This window comes from Geobacter sp. (assembly GCF_027327745.1).
In the GTDB taxonomy this organism is placed as follows: Bacteria; Desulfobacterota; Desulfuromonadia; order Geobacterales; family Geobacteraceae; genus Geobacter.
Map to the genome: position 1 here is coordinate 1 of NZ_DAHVYG010000049.1, position 18398 is coordinate 18398.

General features: G+C 64.0%; 13 protein-coding genes. 9 read left to right on the top strand and 4 right to left on the bottom strand.

Features of this window, described 5'->3' with window-relative positions; all coding sequences use genetic code 11:
* Positions 1-2224: AMP-binding protein (locus M6689_RS09695; RefSeq protein WP_298270855.1), on the top strand; the 2224-nt coding region annotated here is incomplete at its 5' end.
* A complete protein-coding gene (locus M6689_RS09700) occupies positions 2221-4857 on the top strand; it encodes a cation-translocating P-type ATPase (protein ID WP_298270858.1) in 2637 nt (878 codons plus the stop codon). The genes M6689_RS09695 and M6689_RS09700, both read left to right, overlap by 4 nt.
* Before the next feature lie 85 nt (positions 4858-4942).
* Here M6689_RS09700 and M6689_RS09705 read toward each other — a convergent pair whose 3' ends face one another.
* The 4 genes from M6689_RS09705 to M6689_RS09720 all read right to left on the bottom strand — a co-directional run bounded on the left by M6689_RS09705 (position 4943) and on the right by M6689_RS09720 (position 9161).
* The gene (locus tag M6689_RS09705) at positions 4943-5803 is read right to left on the bottom strand and encodes a chemotaxis protein CheX (protein ID WP_298270861.1); all 861 of its coding nucleotides are present in this window, start codon (positions 5801-5803) and stop codon (positions 4943-4945) included.
* A 58-nt stretch (positions 5804-5861) separates the two neighbouring features.
* The gene (locus M6689_RS09710; protein ID WP_298270863.1) at positions 5862-6221 is read right to left on the bottom strand and encodes a response regulator; all 360 of its coding nucleotides are present in this window, start codon (positions 6219-6221) and stop codon (positions 5862-5864) included.
* A 304-nt stretch (positions 6222-6525) separates the two neighbouring features.
* A complete protein-coding gene (ldhH, locus tag M6689_RS09715; protein WP_298270866.1) occupies positions 6526-8655 on the bottom strand; it encodes an L-lactate dehydrogenase (quinone) large subunit LdhH in 2130 nt (709 codons plus the stop codon).
* Positions 8656-8657: 2 nt separating this feature from the next.
* Positions 8658-9161: a lactate utilization protein gene (locus M6689_RS09720; protein ID WP_298270868.1), complete on the bottom strand. Its 504-nt coding sequence runs from the start codon at positions 9159-9161 to the stop codon at positions 8658-8660.
* 190 nt (positions 9162-9351) lie between these two features.
* Here M6689_RS09720 and M6689_RS09725 point away from each other — a divergent pair, with 190 nt between their 5' ends.
* The 7 genes from M6689_RS09725 (at position 9352) to M6689_RS09755 (ending at position 18393) form a co-directional block, all read left to right on the top strand.
* Positions 9352-11367 (top strand): L-lactate permease, encoded by a 2016-nt coding sequence (locus tag M6689_RS09725; protein WP_298270872.1) that lies wholly within the window; start codon positions 9352-9354, stop codon positions 11365-11367.
* Positions 11368-11502: 135 nt separating this feature from the next.
* Entirely contained in the window at positions 11503-12876 is a 1374-nt protein-coding gene (locus M6689_RS09730) for an FAD-linked oxidase C-terminal domain-containing protein (protein WP_298270874.1), read from the top strand.
* 155 nt (positions 12877-13031) lie between these two features.
* Positions 13032-14279, top strand: coding sequence for a (Fe-S)-binding protein (locus M6689_RS09735; RefSeq protein WP_298270877.1), 1248 nt, complete (start codon positions 13032-13034; stop codon positions 14277-14279).
* 78 nt (positions 14280-14357) lie between these two features.
* The gene (locus M6689_RS09740) at positions 14358-15083 is read left to right on the top strand and encodes a FadR/GntR family transcriptional regulator (protein ID WP_298270879.1); all 726 of its coding nucleotides are present in this window, start codon (positions 14358-14360) and stop codon (positions 15081-15083) included.
* A 408-nt stretch (positions 15084-15491) separates the two neighbouring features.
* Positions 15492-17060, top strand: coding sequence for a hypothetical protein (locus M6689_RS09745; RefSeq protein ID WP_298270882.1), 1569 nt, complete (start codon positions 15492-15494; stop codon positions 17058-17060).
* 105 nt (positions 17061-17165) lie between these two features.
* A complete protein-coding gene (locus M6689_RS09750; protein WP_298270885.1) occupies positions 17166-17567 on the top strand; it encodes a hypothetical protein in 402 nt (133 codons plus the stop codon).
* Between the two features lie 127 nt (positions 17568-17694).
* Positions 17695-18393, top strand: a complete 699-nt coding sequence (locus M6689_RS09755) for a C39 family peptidase (protein ID WP_298270887.1) — start codon at positions 17695-17697, stop codon at positions 18391-18393.
* Positions 18394-18398 lie beyond the last annotated feature (5 nt).

Consider the following 18398-nt stretch of genomic DNA (forward strand, 5'->3'; position numbering starts at 1 on the left):
CGATTTCATGTCGGGGGCGGATCGGGCCGAGACCATCGCCCGTCTCACGGGGGCTTCCCTCATGATCCAGAGCCGGGACAAGCTCGACCGTCTTGCCGGGCGGCCATCGGTCCTCTTCGAGGAGCTTCCCCACCTGCTGGCGGAAACGGAGCCCCGGAGCGAGGTTCATGCCCCCGAGCCGGACGAGATGGCCGAGCTCATCTACACCTCGGGCACCACGGGCAATCCCAAGGGGGTGATCCTCACCCACCGCAACCTGATCGCCAACCTGCTCCAGGTGGACCGTCATATCCCCGTCGTGACGCCGGAGTTCACTTTTCTCTCCCTCCTGCCCCTTTCCCACATGTTCGAGCAGATGGGGGGATTCCTCACCCCCCTGTTCAACGGCGCTTCCATCGTCTGCATCCGGACCCTGAAACCATCGGCAATCCTGGAAGCCCTGGGGGAAGAGGATGTCTCCGCCGTGATTGCGGTGCCGCGGCTGCTCCAGCTCCTCCGAAGCTCCATCGAGCGGGAGCTGGCGGCAAAGGGACTTTCCCGGCTCTTCGAGCGGCTTCTGGCCGTCGGGAGCCGTCTGGCGCCGGCGTGGCGCCGGCTCCTCTTCTTTCCCGTCCGGCGGAAGTTTGGCCGCTCCTTCAGGCTCTTCGTCTCGGGGGGGGCTTCCCTTGACCCCGACCTCTTCCGTTTCTGGGACGCCATGGGGTTCACCGTCGTGGAGGGATACGGCCTCACCGAGTGCGCGCCGGTCCTGACGGCCAACACCATGGAGCGCCAGGTGGCCGGTTCCGTAGGTGCGACGCTGCCGGGGGTCGAACTGCGCCTTGAGGGGGAGGAGATCCTGGTCCGGGGGGACAACGTCTTTCCCGGCTACTACCGGAATGATGAGGCAACAAACGAGGCCTTTGTGGACGGGTGGTTCCGAACCGGCGATCTCGGGGAGCTCGATGAAGCCGGATGGCTCCGGGTCAAGGGGCGGAGCAAGGAGCTGATCGTCACCGGTGCGGGGGTAAACGTCTATCCGGACGAGATCGAGGCGATCCTGGAGCGGACGGCGGGGGTGCGGGAGGGATGCGTCATCGGCCTCGACCGAGGGGCGGGGGAGGAGGTCCACGCAGTCCTGATCCCGGACGGGAGCGGCCGCCCGCCCGAGGAGATCGTCGCCGAGGTGAACGGACGCCTGGATGAGCTGCACCGGATCACCTCGTTCACAGTCTGGCCCGAGGCCGAATTTCCCAAGACCACCACCATGAAGGTTCGGAAGTTCCAGGTCAAGGAGCGGGTGCTCCAGGGGAGCGCCGGCGGCGGGGGGACGGGGCAGGTAGATCGCCTGGCGGCCCTGATCGCCTCGGTGACCGGGATGCCGACGGAGCGGGTGACCGATGAGGCGGTCCTTGCCACCGACCTGGGGCTCACCTCCATCGGCCGGCTCGAACTGGTCAATGCCCTGGAGCTCGAATTCCGCCTCGACCTGGAGGACTCGGTCATCGGACCCGCAACCCGGGTCGGTGAGCTGCGGGAGATCATCGGGCGGCGGGAAAGGATCAAGGTGCGCGAGCACTTCCGCCCCTGGGCCGCCGGCAGGGGCGCCCGGGGGGTGCGGCGTTTTCTCGACGCCATCCTTCACTTTCCCCTCGTTCGCTGCTTCGTCTCCCTGGAGGTCGACGGGCTCCGGAACCTGGAAGGAATTGGTGAACCGGTCATGTTCATCTCCAACCACCAGAGCTACTTCGACCACCCGACGATCATGCTCGCCCTGCCGCCGGCACTCCGTTACAACACCGCCACGGCGGCCTGGGAGGAGTTCTTCTTCCGCAACTACCGAAACCTTGCCCAGAAGCTCTGGAAGCGTCTGACCTACGAGTACGCCTCCGTCGCCTTCACGGTCTTCCCGCTCCCCCAGACCCGGGGGTTCAGGGGGGCGCTCCGTCACATGGGGGAGCTGACGGATTGGGGGATGAACACCCTGGTTTTCCCTGAGGGTGAACGCTCCTTCGACGGGACGCTCCTCCCGTTCCAGCAGGGGCTCGGGATCATGGTCCGCGAGCTCGGCGTGCCGGTGGTGCCGGTCAGGATCCAGGGGCTCGAGCGCGTCTTTCCCCGCGGCGCGGCGTGGCCGCGGCGGGGACCGGTGCGGGTGCGGTTCGGCAAACCGCTTCGCTTCGGCACCGAGTCGCCGTCGGAGATCGTGGCGCGGGCGCAGCGGGCGGTGGAGGAGCTGTCGTGACCGCGTGGCACGCCCTTTCCGCGGAGGCTGCGCTCCAACGGCTCGACTCCGCCCGGCAGGGGATTTCCTCCGCCGAGGCGCGCCGCCGCCTGGAAGATTGCGGCCCCAACGAGCTGGCGGAGCGGGGAGGGCGCTCCCCCTTCGCCATGTTCGTCTCCCAGTTCACCGACTTCATGATCCTCGTCCTCCTGGCGGCCGCTCTGGTGGCAGGTGCCATCGGCGACCTGGGGGACGCGGCCCCCATCGTTACCATAGTGATCCTCAACGCCATCATCGGCTTTGTCCAGGAGTACCGGGCGGAGCGTGCCATGGCGGCCCTGCGGGAGATGGCGGGGAGTACGGCGACGCTGCTGCGCGACGGGGCGCCGGTCACGGTTCCCGCGCGGGAAATCGTGCCGGGAGACCTGGTGCTCCTGGAGGCGGGAAACGTGGTCCCCGCCGACCTGAGGCTCGTGGAGGCGCCCCGTCTGACCATCGTGGAGGCGGCCCTGACCGGCGAGTCGTTCCCGGTGGAGAAGACGACGGAGCCGGTGGCCGGAGACGATCTTCCCCTCGGCGACCGCCTCTCCATGGCCTACAAGGGGACCGTGGTCACCCATGGCCGTGGCGCCGGGGTGGCCGTAGCCACCGGCATGGCGACGGAGCTTGGCCGGATCGCCGCCCTGATCCGGGGGGAAGTGGAGACCAAGACCCCCCTCCAGCGCCGCCTCGCCGGCTTCGGCAGGCGCCTCGCCATAGCCATCATCTTCGTCTGCGCGGCGATCTTCACCCTTGGGCTCCTGCGGGGCGAGCCGCTTCTTCTCATGTTTCTCACCGCCATCTCCCTGGCCGTGGCGGCGATTCCCGAAGCCCTGCCGGCGGTGGTGACCATCACCCTCGCCCTGGGCGCCCGGAGGATGGTGCGCCAGAATGCCCTCATCCGGCGGCTGCCGGCGGTGGAAACCCTCGGCTCGGTCTCCTTCATCTGCTCGGACAAGACCGGCACCCTGACCATGAACCGGATGACGGTGGAGACCATTTACGTCGACGGCGCTCTCCGTGCCGTCGGGGAGCCCCCGGCGGATCCCCCGTCCGGAGGGAGCACTCCGTACCATCTCCTCATGACGGCCATGACCCTCTGCAACGATTCCCGCACCGAAGACGGCGGCAATCTCGCCGGCGACCCCACGGAGACGGCGCTTCTGGCGGCAGCACGCGACGCGGGGTATGACCGGCGGGTACTGGCGAAGGAGAGGCCCCGCATCGCGGAACTCCCCTTCGACTCCGAGCGCAAGTGCATGACTACCTTTCACCGGGAAGGGGGCTCCGTCGTCGCCTTCACCAAGGGGGCGGCAGAGATGATACTCGACCGGGCGGAAGCGGTGCTGACGACCCTCGGAGAGTTCCCCCTCGACCGGGACGAAATCGCCCGGGTCGTTGATCGGATGGCGGGGGAGGGGCTGCGGGTGCTGGCGGTGGCCATGCAAAGATGGGAGAGCGTTCCCGCCCCCCTTGAGAGTGAGACGGCAGAGACGGGGCTCGTTCTTCTCGGCCTGGCGGGGATGCTCGACCCGCCGCGGGAAGAGGCGAAGGAGGCAGTGGCCCAGTGCCGGACCGCGGGGATCACCCCCGTGATGATCACCGGCGACCATCCGCTGACGGCGCTCGTGATTGCCCGCAGGCTCGATATGGTGCGCGACGGCAGCGATACCGTCGTCACCGGCCGGGAACTGGCGGCAATGACGCCGGAAGAGCTGGCCCGGCGCGTGGAGTCGATCCGGGTTTACGCCCGGGTGGCCCCCGAGCAGAAGCTTGCCATCGTCAAGGCGCTCCAGGCCCACGGGCGTTTCGTCGCCATGACCGGCGACGGGGTGAACGACGCGCCGGCCCTCAAGCGTGCCGACATCGGGGTCGCCATGGGGATCACCGGCACCGACGTCGCCAAGGAGGCGTCGGCCATGGTCCTGCTGGACGACAACTTTGCGACCATCGTCAAGGCGGTGCGGGAGGGACGGCGGATCTACGCCAACATCCTCAGGTTCATCACCTACTCCATCACGAGCAACACCGGCACCCTGGTCGCCATCACCCTTGCCCCTTTTCTCGGCCTGCCGCTGCCGCTCCTGCCGCTCCAGATCCTCTGGCTCAATCTCCTCTGCGACAGCCTGCCGGGCCTCGCACTGGCGGGGGAGCCCGCCGGTCGCGACGTCATGAACCGTCCGCCGGTTAACCCCTCCGAAGGGATCTTTGCCGGCGGTCGGGGGCTTTACGTGGCCGGCCACGGCCTTCTCATCGGAGCCGTGGCCCTGGCGCTTCAGGTCTGGGCCCTTCGTCGCGGCCTTCCCTGGCAGACTATGGTCTTCACCTTCCTGGTTGTCAACCGGCTCGCCGTGGCCCAGGCGGTCCGCTCCGACCGCGATTCTCTCCTCCGGATCGGCATCTTCTCTAACCTCCCCCTTGCCGGCGCCATTCTCATCACCCTCCTCCTCCAGTTGGCGGTGGTCTACTTCCCCCCCCTCTCGGCGGTGTTCTCCACCACTGCTCTTCCGTTCGAACCCCTTCTCTTCACGCTGGGACTGGCCGGGGGCATGCTGGCGGTGTCGGAGATGCAGAAGCTGGTTCTGCGGCTCCGGCACAGGCAGGGGAGTGGGTAACCCCGTTCCGGGCACAGAAAAGGGGTGCCACACCTTGCGGATGTTGGCACCCCCCTCGTGAAAAGACCGGAATTGTCGGTCGCTGCTACTTGATGAAAACCGCCAGTTCCACCCGGTCGCCGTCGGCGAGGCAGACCGGGAAGCGGAGCGCCGACTGGCCGGCGGCGGCCTGAATTTCCCCTGCCGCCTCGACGAGTTCGGGGGGCGCGATCTCGATGGCTTTCCCCATCTGGGCCGCCTTGGCGGCCACGTTGCCGAGCACCACGTTCACGAACTCCATGACCGTGTCGTCGAGCACTTCCTTCGGCTCGCCGTCAACGTTGGCTTCCTTCAGGATCTCCCTGGCGATCTGTTTCTGGGTGACGGCGGAGACCCCCAGGAAGTAGCGTCCCGACACGTCGCCGGAGAACTCCATGGCGGCGTAGACCTCCATGGCCGGCAGGCTCTGTGCCGTGGAAATCGGCTCGGGACGGAAGGTGAGGAGCGCCACGCGGGTCAGCATTTTGTAGGTGAGGTCGGCCAGCATCTCCCAGAACGGGGCGTCGGCCACCCCCGCCGGGATCGCCACCTTGTCGGTGGCGTACTGGGCCTGGTCGGCCTTGAACTCGTCGAGAAGCGCCGGCAGCTGGTCGGCGGAGAGCGCCCCGACCTTGACGAGCGCCTCGCCGATGTAGAGGTGGGTATTCTTCTGGCGGCCCAGCACCTGCATCATCTGCTCGTTGGTCAGAAGCCCCAGCTTCACCGCCATGTCGCCGAAGCGGAGATCCTCGGTCCGCTGGGCATTGTGTACCTTCTCGATGTCCCCCTCGGCGAGAAGCCCCATGGTCAGGGCGGTGGCCCCGAAACTGAGATTCACCGATTCCTGCAACTCTATGGCCTGCAAGAGGATTTCCCTCGATACAACCCCTTTTTCCACCAGAAACTGTCCGAAAAACTTGACCGCCATATCCGGTCCTCCTTGGGAAGTTTAGTGCTGTCCGAACGTAATGAGTATCCGCGTGGGGCTACAGTTCGCGGAGGATCTTCAGGACGTTGTCCGCCTCGAACGGCTTGGAGATGACCGTACGGGCACCGAGGCGAAGGGCCTCGGTGAACTTGTCGCCGACCCCGCCCAGGGAGGTGACCATAACCACCTTCACGTTCTTGTCGAGGGCAACGAGGGTCCGAAGGGCCGTGAGGCCGTCCATACCCGGCATGTTCATGTCCATGCAGATGATGTCGGGATGCTCCGTCTGGTGCAGCCGGATCGCCTCCATGCCGTTCTTGCCGTGGCCGACCACCTGGAACTCGCCGCTGTCGGTGAGGATCTTTTCCAACTGCCGTGCCACCGAGATGCTGTCATCCACAACCAAAACCTTTTTCATGCGCTCCTCCTCCCTATCGGTACGCATTGCGCGTTCAGTCCAGAGTCAGCGAGGCTCTTGTAAAACGTCATGAGGCCGGGATGCCAGGCGCAAGCGAGCGAGGAAGCGAGGCGTACCCGTTGGTACGTTGAGCTTTCGAGCGAGCGGCAACACCGCAGACTGGCCCCGCGGTAGTTTTTCAAGAGCCTCCAGCTACAGTAATTTGTATCGGCAGATGGCTGAATATATTTAGAAAAAAATATCGGGACCGTCTCCGGTCCCGACGCGCTGAAGCAAGCTGCTGAAAAAGTGGCGGATTTGGCCGCTAGCTCTCCGCCAGCCGCCGCGCCAGAAGGGTCGCCGAGTGCTCCACGGCAATGCCGGTACCGGCGGCTTCGAGCCCCCCCTCGATCTGGAGCTTGCAGCCGGGGCAGTCCACCGCCACGGTCTTCGCCCCGGTGGCTGCGATGTTCTCCATCTTGTTCCGCAGTACCTCCCGGGAGATCTCCGGGTACTTGATGGAATAGGAGCCGCCGAACCCGCAGCACTTGTCGCAGTCGGCCATCTCCCTGATCTCGACCCCCACCAGCTCCGTGAGGACCCGCCGCGGCTCCTCGTAAACCCCGCACCCCCGCTTCAGGTGGCACGCGTCGTGGTAGGTTACGGAAATCCTCTCGCCTTTACCAGCCCCGAGCCCCGCGCCCCGAGCCCCGCTCTTCCTTGCCGCCAGTTCCGAGAAATTGAAGGTCTTGGCCGCCAGCCGCTCCGCCTTCTCGCGCCAGAGGGGATCGGCGGAGAGGAGTTTCGGGAAGTCGTGGCGAAGCGACATGGTGCAGGTGGGGCAGATGGTGACCACGTAGTCGGCCTCCGGCTCCAGCAGGACGTCGGTGTTGATCCGCGCCAGGTCCCGGGCCACCTCCATCTCGCCCGAATAGCGGGCCGGGATGCCGCAGCAGGTCTGCTTCTGGGGGAACGACACCTCGTACCCGAGGGCCTCCAGACTCGCCACCGTATCCATGCACATCTCCGGATAGACGAAATCCGCCAGACATCCCGAATAGAACAAAACCTTTTCTCGGGACTCGGGACTCGGGACTCGGGACTCGGATTTATCAAGGGCCAAGTCGCGAAACGGCCTCTCAGCTATCGGCGGGAGGGAGCGGTTGGCGGTCTCCCTGTTGAGGATGAGGGGGAGGTGGCGGATGCGCCCCCCTTCGCTCTGGAACGGCTTCTGGGCCAGGTAGGCGGCCCGCAGCGTGGCGTGGAAGAGTTTCCGGTTCTTCATGAGGGTGCCGAAGAGAAACTTCTGCCCCGCAGGTTTCCGGATCTTGTCCCGCAGGTCGACGATGAGCCCCTCAATGTCGATCCGCGAGGCGCAGACCTCGTTGCACTTCTTGCAGCCGATGCAGAGCTTGAGGATCTCCTCCGCCTTGTCGAAGCCGTGGAAGAAGGGGGTCAGCACGAGGCCGATGCCGCCAACGTAGATGTGGCCGAAGACATGGCCGCCGACGATTTCGTAGATGGGGCAGACGTTGGCGCAGGCGCCGCACTTGACGCACTTGAGCGCCTCGGAGAAGTCGGGATCTGCCGCCAGCCGCAGACGGCCGTTGTCCAGGAGGACGATGTGGAGCTCCCGCCCGTCGCCGCCGGTGGGGCCCTTGATGAAGGAGACGTAGGAGGTGATCTTCTGGCCGGTGGCGTTTTTCGGAAGGATGTTGATCACGTCCAGCGCTTCCTTGAGGGACGGGACGATCTTCTCCACCCCGATGAGGGCGATGTGGGTGCGGGGGAGGGTGGTGACGAGGCGACCGTTCCCCTCGTTGGTGACGATGCCGATGGCGCCGGAGTCGGCCATGGCGACATTGGCCCCCGACAGCCCCACCTGGCCGGCGAGGAAGCCGCTGCGAAGCGTCTCCCGGGCCACCTGGACGAGCTGCGGGATGTCGGGGGGACACTCCCTGCCGGTGGCGCGGCTGAAGAGCTCCGCCACATCCTCGCGATTCTTGTGGATGGCCGGCATCACCATGTGGGAGGGGCGCTCGCCGGCGAGCTGGATGATCCATTCGCCCAGGTCGGTTTCGAGGCACCTGACCCCCCGTTCCTCCAGGTAGTGGTTCAGCTCGATCTCCTCCGAGGTCATCGCCTTCGACTTCACGAGGAAGTCGGCTCCCCTGGAGGTGATGATCCCATGGATGGTCCGGTTCGCCTCCTCCGGGGTGGTGCAGAGGTGGACCGCGGCACCGGCCCTTTCCGCGCTGGTGGTAAAGCGTGCCACCAGCTCCGGCAGATTCCTCAGCCCCTCCTGCTTGAAGGTCGAGATCCGCCCCCGCAGCTCCTCGAAGTCGAGCCCTTCGAACGCCCTGGCCCTGGCCACCGGATAGGCCGCCGCGAAATTCTTGAGGGCGCGGCGGAGAAACGCGTCGTTGATCTTCTGTCTGATGACATCCTTCGCCATGGCTAGTTCTCCTCCACGATCAGGATATGGAGCTCCTTCGGCCCGTGGACGCCGATGGTGAGGACCCGCTCGATGTCGGCGGTGCGGCTCGGGCCGGTGATGAGGGAGAGGTAGGCCGAGCCGGGGGACGAGAGGAGGGCGCCCAGGGTGCCGCCGAGGGCGGAGAGGTCGGCCACGATGGTGGCGGCGTCGAGAATCACCAGGTGGACCGGGGGGAGGGCGGTGGCGCTCCGGCCGGCGGGATCGGAGAGCGCGAGCAGAAGCGATCCGGTCCGGGCGATGCCGGCCTGGGCGAAGCTGATGCCGATCTCCGCCGTGTGGAGCGCGCCGGCGGGGACGCAGTCGAGCCCGTCGAGGGCGCTCCGGACCGGCGGGGGGAGCGCCGACGTCGCCACCGCCCTGCCGCCGGCCCGGGAGCGAATCGCGGCAACGGCTTCGTTCAGGGTGGGAAAACGTTTTACCTCCGCCCCGACCGCCTCGGCGGCCGTTGTAAACTGCTCGACCATGGGATGCCTCGCAAAGATGTAATACCAACTGTTGTTTTAAGAATAGACGAAGCCAAAAGCAGGTGTCAAGGCAATTTGAACGAGGTAACAAAATCGGGTTGACACGATATGGGTAATTTGATAATTGGTAAGACAAACAAGCAAAACCCTTTTTTATTTCACATTTCAGCGTAGCGAAAGGAGTCTGTGTATGCCGTGGATCCAGACCTACACCCCGGTGGGAGGGAGTCTCGGACTTTCGGCCCTGGTGGCCGCCGTACCCCTCGTCGTCATCTTTATCTGTCTTGCCCTTCTCCGGATGAAGGCCCACAAGGCCGGTCTCCTTGCCGTCGGCTCGGCCGCTGCCCTGGCCGTCGGTGTCTGGGGGATGCCGGCGAAGCTGGCCGGGCTTGCCGTGCTCCAGGGGGCGGGCTTCGGTCTCTTTCCGGTCTTCTACATCGTCATCACGACCCTTTTCCTCTACAACATCACGGTCAAGGGGGGGCAGTTCGAGGTCATCCGCGCCTCCCTGGCGGGTGTCACCGGTGACCGCCGCCTCCAGGCGCTGCTGATCGCCTTCTGTTTCGGCGCCTTCATCGAGGGGGCGGCCGGCTTCGGGACCCCGGTGGCCATCGCCGGCGCCACCCTGGTGGGGCTCGGGTTTCGTCCCCTCTACGCCGCCGGCGTCTGCCTCGTGGCCAACACCGCCCCCGTCGCCTTCGGTGCCATCGGCATCCCGGTGGTGGCGCTGGCCGGGGTCATGGGGTACGGCGACGAAGGGATGATGAAACTCTCCACCATGGTCGGGCGCCAGCTCCCCTTCATCTCGGTCTTCATCCCGTTCTACGTCATCATGATCATGGTGGGATGGAAAAAGACCATTGAAGTCCTGCCGGCCATCATCGTCTGCGGGGTCACCTTCGCCGTCACCCAGTGGGCCACCGCCAGCTACCTCGGCCCCTATCTGCCCGACGTCACCGCGTCGCTCCTCTCCATCGTCGCCCTGGTGCTGCTGCTCCGCGTCTGGCACCCGAAGACGATCTGGACCTTCGATCACGAGCCGGAATTCGCCGGCAGGGAAGAGCACCACTACACCCCCGGGGAGGTGGCCCGCGCCTGGGCCCCCTACCTGGCCCTCACCGTCATGGTGCTTCTCTGGGGAATCCCCTCCATCAAGAGCGCCCTCGACAGGAGCGCCGTGGAGTTCCCGGTGGCCGGGCTCCACAACGCCATCGTCAAGAAGGTGTCCAAGCCCGAGGAAGGGGTGCGGAAGGTTGCCATCGTGACTGAAGAGATCAACCGGCAGCTCGCGCTTCTTTCGCCGGCGGACCCGAAGCAGGCCCCACTGGCCGCGAAACTGCAGGAGCTGAAGGGGGCCGAGGCGCAGCTTCTCGCAGTCGAGCGGTCACTGGCAGGTAATGGCGCGGTGCTGACCGCCGAGCGGATGGCGGCGTTCGATGCGGTGGCCAAAAAGAAGGGCGAGGTGCAGAAACTCGCCAGGGAGGCGTTGCAAGCAGGCAGCGCCGTGGCGGGCTCCTCGCCGGCCGCTTCCGGCACCGCCCTGGCCGCGGCCGCTGCTGCTCCGGCCCTTGCCAAGGACCGGTTCAAGCCCCTCGACAAGGCCCTGACCGACCAGCTCCCGGTCAAGGTCGCCGCCAAATACAAGTTCAACTTCATGTCCGCCGCCGGCACCGCCATCCTCATCGCCGCCATCCTCTCCGCCCTCCTCTGCGGCGTGGGGATGGGCGAGACCTTCCGGATCCTCGGCAAGACCCTCTACGACATGCGCTATCCGGCCCTCACCGTCGCGTCGGTCCTTGGTCTCGCCTACGTCATGAACGCCTCCGGGATGACCAACTGCCTCGGTCTCGCCTTCACCAAAACCGGACACATCTTCCCGTTCCTCGCCCCGGTCCTCGGCTGGCTGGGGGTCTTCCTCACCGGGTCCGACACCTCGTCCAACGTCCTCTTCGGCGGCCTCCAGAAGGCGACCGCCGAGCAGCTCGGCTTGAACCCGATCCTGACCGGCGCCGCCAACACCAGCGGCGGGGTCATGGGGAAAATGATCTCGCCCCAGTCCCTGGCCGTGGCCACCGCCGCCACCGGCATGGTGGGGGAGGAGGGGACCCTCTTCCGCTTCACCCTGAAGCACTCCCTCTTCCTGACGGTGGTGGTCGGGATCATCGTCTACCTCCAGGCCTACGTGCTGCAGTGGATGATTCCGTGACAAGGCAGGGGCGGCCCGCCGGTCGCCCTTCTTTGTGATCCGTCGGCTGTAGGGGCGATCCTTGTGATCGCCCGTTACGGGGGCGAATAAGAGATTCAGGGCGAATACAAGATTCGCCCCTACGGGAACACGACAATGAACGAGAACTTCGTCAAGGAACTGGCCGCCATCGTCGGCCCGGGGCAGACCCTTACCGACACCGAGAGCCTTGCCTGCTACGCTTACGACTCGACCCCCGAGCACGAAAGCCGCCCCGGCGCCGTGGTCCTCCCGGGGTCGGAGGAGGAGATCTGTCGGATCATGGCCCTCTGCCACGGCTCCGGCGTCCCGGTCACCCCCCGGGGGTCGGGAACGAATCTCTCCGGCGGCTCCCTGGGGCGCCCCGGGGGGGTCGTCATCCAGACGAGCCGCCTGAACCGGATCGTCGAGATCGACGAGGAGAACCTGACCGCCACCGTCCAGCCGGGGGTCATCACCAGCACCCTCCACAAGGCAGTGGAGGCCCGGGGGCTTTTCTACCCCCCCGACCCCGGAAGCATGAACATCTCCACCATCGGCGGCAACGTGGCCGAGAACGCCGGGGGGCTCCGGGGATTGAAGTACGGTGTCACCGCCGACTACGTCATGGGGCTGCGGACCGCGCTCTCCGACGGAAGCCTCCTCAGAAGCGGCGGCAAGGCGGTGAAGGACGTGGCGGGCTACAACCTGAACCAGCTCCTCGTCTCCTCCGAAGGGACCCTGGGGCTCTTCACCGAGGTCACCGTGAAGCTGATCCCGAGACCCCGGGCCAGGAAGACGATGCTCGTCCACTTCCCCCGGCTTGAGGACGCCGCCCTGGCGGTCTCCCGCATCGTCGCCGCCCGGGTCATTCCCGCCACCCTGGAGTTCATGGACCGGGTGACGATCCGCTGCATCGAGGAGTACGCCAAGGTCGGGCTCCCCCTCGACGTGGACGCGGTGCTCCTGATCGAGGTGGACGGCCACCCGGCCCAGGTTGAGGAGGAGGCGGCCGCCGTGCAGGGGGTCTGCGAAAAGCACCACTGCTCCTTCTTCCAGACCGCCGCCACCGCCGACGAGGCCCTGAAGCTCGCCACCGCCCGTCGCGTCGCCCTCTCGTCACTGGCACGGATGAAGCCGACCACGATCCTGGAGGACGCCACCGTCCCCCGCAGCTGCATCGCCCCCATGGTGAAGCTGATCCAGGAGACGGCGCGGAAGTACGACCTCACCATCGGCACCTTCGGCCACGCCGGCGACGGCAACCTCCACCCTACCTGCCTCACCGACGAGCGGGACGCCGACGAGATCGCCCGGGCCCACCGGGCCTTCGCCGAGATCTTCGAAGCCGCCATCGCCATGGGTGGGACCATCACCGGCGAGCACGGCGTAGGCCTCGCCAAGAAGAAGTACCTCCCGCGGCTCGTGGGGGAGCCGGGGCTGCGGGTGATGCGGGGGATCAAGGAGGCGTTCGATCCGGAGGGGATACTGAACCCGGGAAAGGTGTTCTGACGGACGGGCGCAAGGACAAGTGAGACGTGAGAAGTGAGAAGAAGAACCCTGTGAGACGTGAGAAGTGAGAAGTGAGAAGTAAAAGCAAAAAGCAACGTCTAACGTCTCACGTCTCACTTCTTACGTCTCACTTCAACTTTTGCGCAGAGGCAAACATGGAATACGTCAAGCTGATCAACTGCATGCGCTGCGGCATGTGTCTGCCGCACTGCCCGACCTACCGGGAGACCTTCCTTGAGACCGCCTCTCCCCGGGGGAGGGTGGCGCTGATGCGCAAGATCGCGGAGGGGGAGCTGGGGACGAGCGAGCGGCTCCTCGAATACCTCTCCCTCTGCCTCGACTGCCAGGCGTGCGCCACGGCCTGCCCCTGCGGGGTGAATGCCGGCGAGATGGTGGCGGAGTTCAAGTGCGAGCGGCGCGAAGGGGAGGGGCTCACCTTCATGGAGGAGCTGGTGCTGCGAAAGCTCCTGCCCCACCCCGACCGGCTGGAGGCGGCGGTGGCGCCCATGCGGGTCTACCAGCGAAGCGGCCTGCAGAAGATCGTCCGCAAGCTCGGCGTCCTGAAGATCTTTTCCCCGGCCCTCGGGAGGATGGAGGGACTGCTCCCCGAGCTGCCGCGGCAGCCGCTGCGCCGGACCATCGCCGAGGTCACCCTGGCGGTGGGAGAGGAGCGGGGGAGGGTCGGCTTCTTCCTCGGCTGCGTCATGAGTCTCGTCTTCTCCGGGGCGAGCCACGCCACGGTCCGGCTCCTCTCGCTCCTCGGCTACACGGTGGTGACGCCGAAGACGCAGAAATGCTGCGGCGCCCCCAACATGCTGGCCGGCGACCGGGACGGGCTTTTGGACGCGGCCCGCTTCAACGTCGACCTCTTCACGGGGCACGACCTCGACTTCATCGTCACCGACTGCGGGGGGTGCGGCGCCGAACTGAAGAAGTACGGCCACCACCTGGCGGGAGACGACCGGGCCGCCTCCTTCGGCGCCCGGGTCCGCGACATCTCCCAGATCCTCGCCCTCCATGCCGATGAGCTGCGGGACAGGCTCCATCCGCTCCACCTCACGGTCACCTACCACGACCCATGCCACATCGCCCACTGCCAGGGAATTCGCCAGGAACCGCGACGGCTTCTGAACCTTGTCCCCGGCCTCGACTATCGTGAGCTGGCCGAGGCCGACGCCTGCTGCGGCAGCGCGGGCACCTACAACATCGAAAAGCCCGAGATGTCCGACCGGGTCCTGCGCCGCAAGGTCGTCAACATCCGGGCGACCGGCGCCGAGGTCCTCGTCACCTCCAACCCGGGGTGCCTGCTCCAGCTCAAAAAAGCCCTGGCCGAGGAGACCCCGCCGGTCCGGGTCATGCACCTCACCGAACTGCTCCACCGCAGCCTGACAGCCGTCCCATAATCTCTGTTGCCTTCCCCGGGCTCATGGTGTATTCATAACCGTCGCGATGCATGACCATTTTCTCATCCCGGGAACGCAATGAATTTCAAGCCGATCAAGCCGAAGAAGATCTCGACCCAGATTGCCGAGCAGATCCGCTCCTCCATCCTTGCCGGCGAGTTCGCCCCCGGCCAGAAGCTCCCCCCCGAACGGGAGCTGGCGGAGATGTTCGGCGTCTCCCGCCCGTCGGTGCGCGAGGCGCTCAACCTCCTTTCCGCCGCCGGGTTCGTGGAGTCGTACCAGGGGGGAGGGACCGTCGTCAAATCGCTTGTGGAGGCGGCCTCGGGGCCGACCCTTTCGGAGCTGATCAAGGGGGAGAGCGAGCGGGCCCTGGACGTCATCGAGGTCCGCAAGTGCATGGAGGCCTGGACCGCCTACTACGCCGCCCAACGGGCGCTTCCCGAGGATCTCCGGAAATTGGAGGCGATCGTCGCGGGGATGGAGCAGAACCTCAGCGGCATGAGTTCCTCCGAGGACCTGGACGCCAATTTCCACATCCTCATCGCCCGGGCGACCCACAACATCGTCTGGCTCCACCTGATGCAGACCATCTTCGACGCCATGCAGGAGTTCCAGCAGGGGGTCTGGCGGGCGGTCTACCTCACCGAGGAAGATCACCGCACCCTCTATGAGCACCACAAGGCGATCTTCGAGGCGGTCCGCGACCGCTCCCCCGAACGGGCCCGGGATGCGATGCTCACCCACCTCACCTTCGCCGAGAAGCGAAGCAGCGCCTACGTAAGCCTCGCCCGACAGTCACGGTAGGAGTCCATCGGACTCAGGGAATCGTAGCGCGAAATCGAAAAAAGGGTCACGGCAGATGCCGCGGCCCTTTTTTGTTGGTTTCCTCGATACGTTCCCGGGAGATGTAACGGGGTTTTTACAGCTGTAATATCACTCCGTTAGATGCGGATAACTCGGCGGAATGTTTGTATTTTATCCCGGATGAGTCGTTCGTTTCCACAGAGCCGCGGAGACACCGTTTCATTATCTTTACATTATTCCGGATTCATCTGAACGAACTTTAGTCGGAAAAATGGGAAAACCGCAATGATAACGGTATCATATCCGGTTTGTCCGGCGGATGGCACGCCGATTGCCTTTATGTCGATATAGATTATGGCGCAGGCATGGTGCCTTGCCGAACCACAAGAATGGTCAAAGGAGGATGTTATGAAAGCGAATCACAAACGAGTAACCGTTTCATTGGCCTTTGCCCTTGCTCTGGGAGTATCCGGGCAAGCGATGGCCCAACCGACCGACAGTCTGAACAACAACGATGTTCAACTGGCAGACAACACTGGAACAAATGCGAATGACGGTTCCGCCGCCGTCGGATCCAATTCGCTGAATAACAACGCATTGGACAGCAACAATACCGAAACCGAAACCAACAATTCCAACCAGAACAACAAAACCCTCACCACCGGTAATATCGATGTTGACAAGTCTTCCGAGACTACTACCGACAATTCCAACCAGAACAACAAAACCCTCACCACCGGTAATATCGATGTTGACAAGTCTACCAATACCGCGACCGCTACCGACAATTCCAACCAGAACAACAAGACCCTCACCACCGGGAATATCGATGTTGATGTAGACAAGTCGACCACCACCAAGAGCGATTACAACAACGACAAGTCGACCAATACCGACATCGACAAGGCCAAAGCTGGCGACGGTTCCATGGCTGCGAACGACGACTCGAGCATCGAGAACGATACCAAAGCCAAGGATCACAGCGCAGCGGCCACCAACAATTCAACCGCTAACGTAGACAACACCAACAATTCGAACCAGAACAACAAGACAATTACTACCGGAGATATCTCGATAGACAAGTCGACCGAAAACAAGACAGAAAGCGACGTCAAAGTTGAGGCCGAGAACGACAGTGCCGCATCACAGACCGGGAACGCCAACAATAACACCAACAACGACAACAGCGAGACCTACACCAACTCCTTCAACAGTGACGAAAGCGACAAGGCCAAGGCGGAAAAGAATGCCCTCAACAACAGCGATCACAACATAGTCAGCAGTGACTCGCTCAACAACAATACCGTTAAAGTAAACAGCGAGAACAAGTCCCTCAATGTAACAGACAGCAACCTGACCAAGAACGAGAGTGGCAATGCGGTGGTCGACAGCGAAAAAGTCGCGATTGACTCCTTCAACGGGAACGTGAAAGAAGTTGATGGGAGAAACGCGGTTGCTACCGGTGGCGGGAACGCGTCCGTCGACAACAGCATCAACGCCATTGGCGAAAGAAGCATTGCCGCCGGCGGCGACGTGAATGCGACGTACGACTCGAACAACAACAACAACAACAGCAGGAGCGAGGCGAACGGTGAAGGGAGCGCGGCGGCCAACAACGGTTCAACCGCCACGGTGGACAACAGCAAGAGCAAGGCCGAGGATCACAGCGCCGCAGCCAACAACGGCGGAACCGCCACGGTTAACAACAGCGTCAACGATTCCAACAACACCGACAACAGCACCAACTTTACCGTCGGCGACGTGGGTGTGGCGGTTGCCAACAGCAGCCTGCAGGGCCAGGTTTCAGGCAACATGACCGCCCTTCCTCCGGGCTCCGAAATGCTCACCGGAGACAACAGAATCGACAACAACGCTGTGAACAACGCTGCCGGCATTACCGCATTGTCCCAGAACAGCGGCCCCAACTCCCTGATCCAGCAGTCAGTCAACGTGCAGTCCAACATGAACCTGCCGTAGAAGAGGGTGATGTTCAGCGGGTGGCGGCAATGATGCCGCCACCGCGTTTTTCGACCGGGTAACAAGGTTCCAGTCCCAGTTGGCCACGATCAAGAGGTACGGGATATGAGACAGATAACGAAACTCCTACTTGCAGCACTGGTTGTTTTCAGTAGCATGCTTCCGGTGCGGGAGTCTTTGGCGGAGCCGGTCGATCCTGCGATGGCTGGACAGAACGATGTTGTGGATGTCTCCCAATTTGGTTCGGCAGTGTCCGGGAATGATCTGATGGCGCAGAACGGGCGCCTGGATATGCAGATCGACCAGCTCAATTTTCAGGCAAGTACCAGTGATCAGAGTAACTCCTACGTGGGGGGGAATTACCTCCTCAACCCCGGTGCAACCGGCATCAACTCGGTGAGCGATTCCGCATTCACCAATGCCAGCGGGATTGCCACCGTGATCCAGAACTCGGGCAACCAGGTTCTTATTCAGAATTCCATGATTCTCAACCTGTTACTGCGGTAGCATCGGGGAAACATCATGATGCAGATGCAATAGACAAAATGTCTGGTAAGCTGTCTGCAGGGCACGCCGGGTTCCGCCCGGCGCTCCCTGCCTTTCAATTTCGGTCAACAACGGGGAAGAAATCGCCATGAAATCGCCCCTCACGATACGACAATTCCTTGGTACCTTCGCCATTCTCGCCGCGTCATCTTCGGCTGTTGCCGCAACCATGACGGTTCCCGGCGGGAATGGCGATTTCACTGTCAAGGTGATGAGCATGCAGGAACGACGCTTCCGCTCCACCATCCGGCAGCAGAACGATTTCAGTTGCGGTTCGGCGGCACTCGCCACCCTGCTCACTTATCATTACGAGGATAAGGTCAGCGAGCAGCAGGTGTTCGACGCCATGTTCGATGCCGGCGACCAGGAGAGGATCCGTCGGGAAGGTTTTTCGATGCTCGATATGAAAAAGTACCTGGAGGCCAACGGCTACGGGGCGAACGGCTATAAGATCGACCTGCCAAAGCTGGCGAAGATCGGGGTGCCGGCCATCGCCCTGATCAACCATAACGGCTACAAGCACTTTGTGGTGGTCAAGGGGGTAACGGCGAAGGAGGTCCTTCTGGGAGACCCCTCGCTGGGGACGAGGACCGTTCAGCGGCCCGAATTCGAGAAGATGTGGAACGGGCTCGTCTTTATCGTGCTGAACAAGAAGAACGTGGCGCAACATCACTTCAACAACGAAAAGGAATGGCGCGTGAGGGAGAAAGCTCCGCTCGGCATGGCGCTGAGCCCGAGCGAGCTGGCGAACATGACGCTGTTTCTGCCGGGGCGTAACGACTTTTAGCGGGG

What these genes read in the sequence shown, in the direction of transcription:
- M6689_RS09705 (WP_298270861.1), bottom strand. Translation starts at nt 5,803, where the DNA reads ATGGCGGTCAAGTTTTTCGGACAGTTTCTGGTGGAAAAAGGGGTTGTA.
- M6689_RS09710 (WP_298270863.1), bottom strand. Translation starts at nt 6,221, where the DNA reads ATGAAAAAGGTTTTGGTTGTGGATGACAGCATCTCGGTGGCACGGCAG.
- ldhH (WP_298270866.1), bottom strand. Translation starts at nt 8,655, where the DNA reads ATGGCGAAGGATGTCATCAGACAGAAGATCAACGACGCGTTTCTCCGC.
- M6689_RS09720 (WP_298270868.1), bottom strand. Translation starts at nt 9,161, where the DNA reads ATGGTCGAGCAGTTTACAACGGCCGCCGAGGCGGTCGGGGCGGAGGTA.
- M6689_RS09725 (WP_298270872.1), top strand. Translation starts at nt 9,352, where the DNA reads ATGCCGTGGATCCAGACCTACACCCCGGTGGGAGGGAGTCTCGGACTT.
- M6689_RS09730 (WP_298270874.1), top strand. Translation starts at nt 11,503, where the DNA reads ATGAACGAGAACTTCGTCAAGGAACTGGCCGCCATCGTCGGCCCGGGG.
- M6689_RS09735 (WP_298270877.1), top strand. Translation starts at nt 13,032, where the DNA reads ATGGAATACGTCAAGCTGATCAACTGCATGCGCTGCGGCATGTGTCTG.
- M6689_RS09740 (WP_298270879.1), top strand. Translation starts at nt 14,358, where the DNA reads ATGAATTTCAAGCCGATCAAGCCGAAGAAGATCTCGACCCAGATTGCC.
- M6689_RS09745 (WP_298270882.1), top strand. Translation starts at nt 15,492, where the DNA reads ATGAAAGCGAATCACAAACGAGTAACCGTTTCATTGGCCTTTGCCCTT.
- M6689_RS09750 (WP_298270885.1), top strand. Translation starts at nt 17,166, where the DNA reads ATGAGACAGATAACGAAACTCCTACTTGCAGCACTGGTTGTTTTCAGT.
- M6689_RS09755 (WP_298270887.1), top strand. Translation starts at nt 17,695, where the DNA reads ATGAAATCGCCCCTCACGATACGACAATTCCTTGGTACCTTCGCCATT.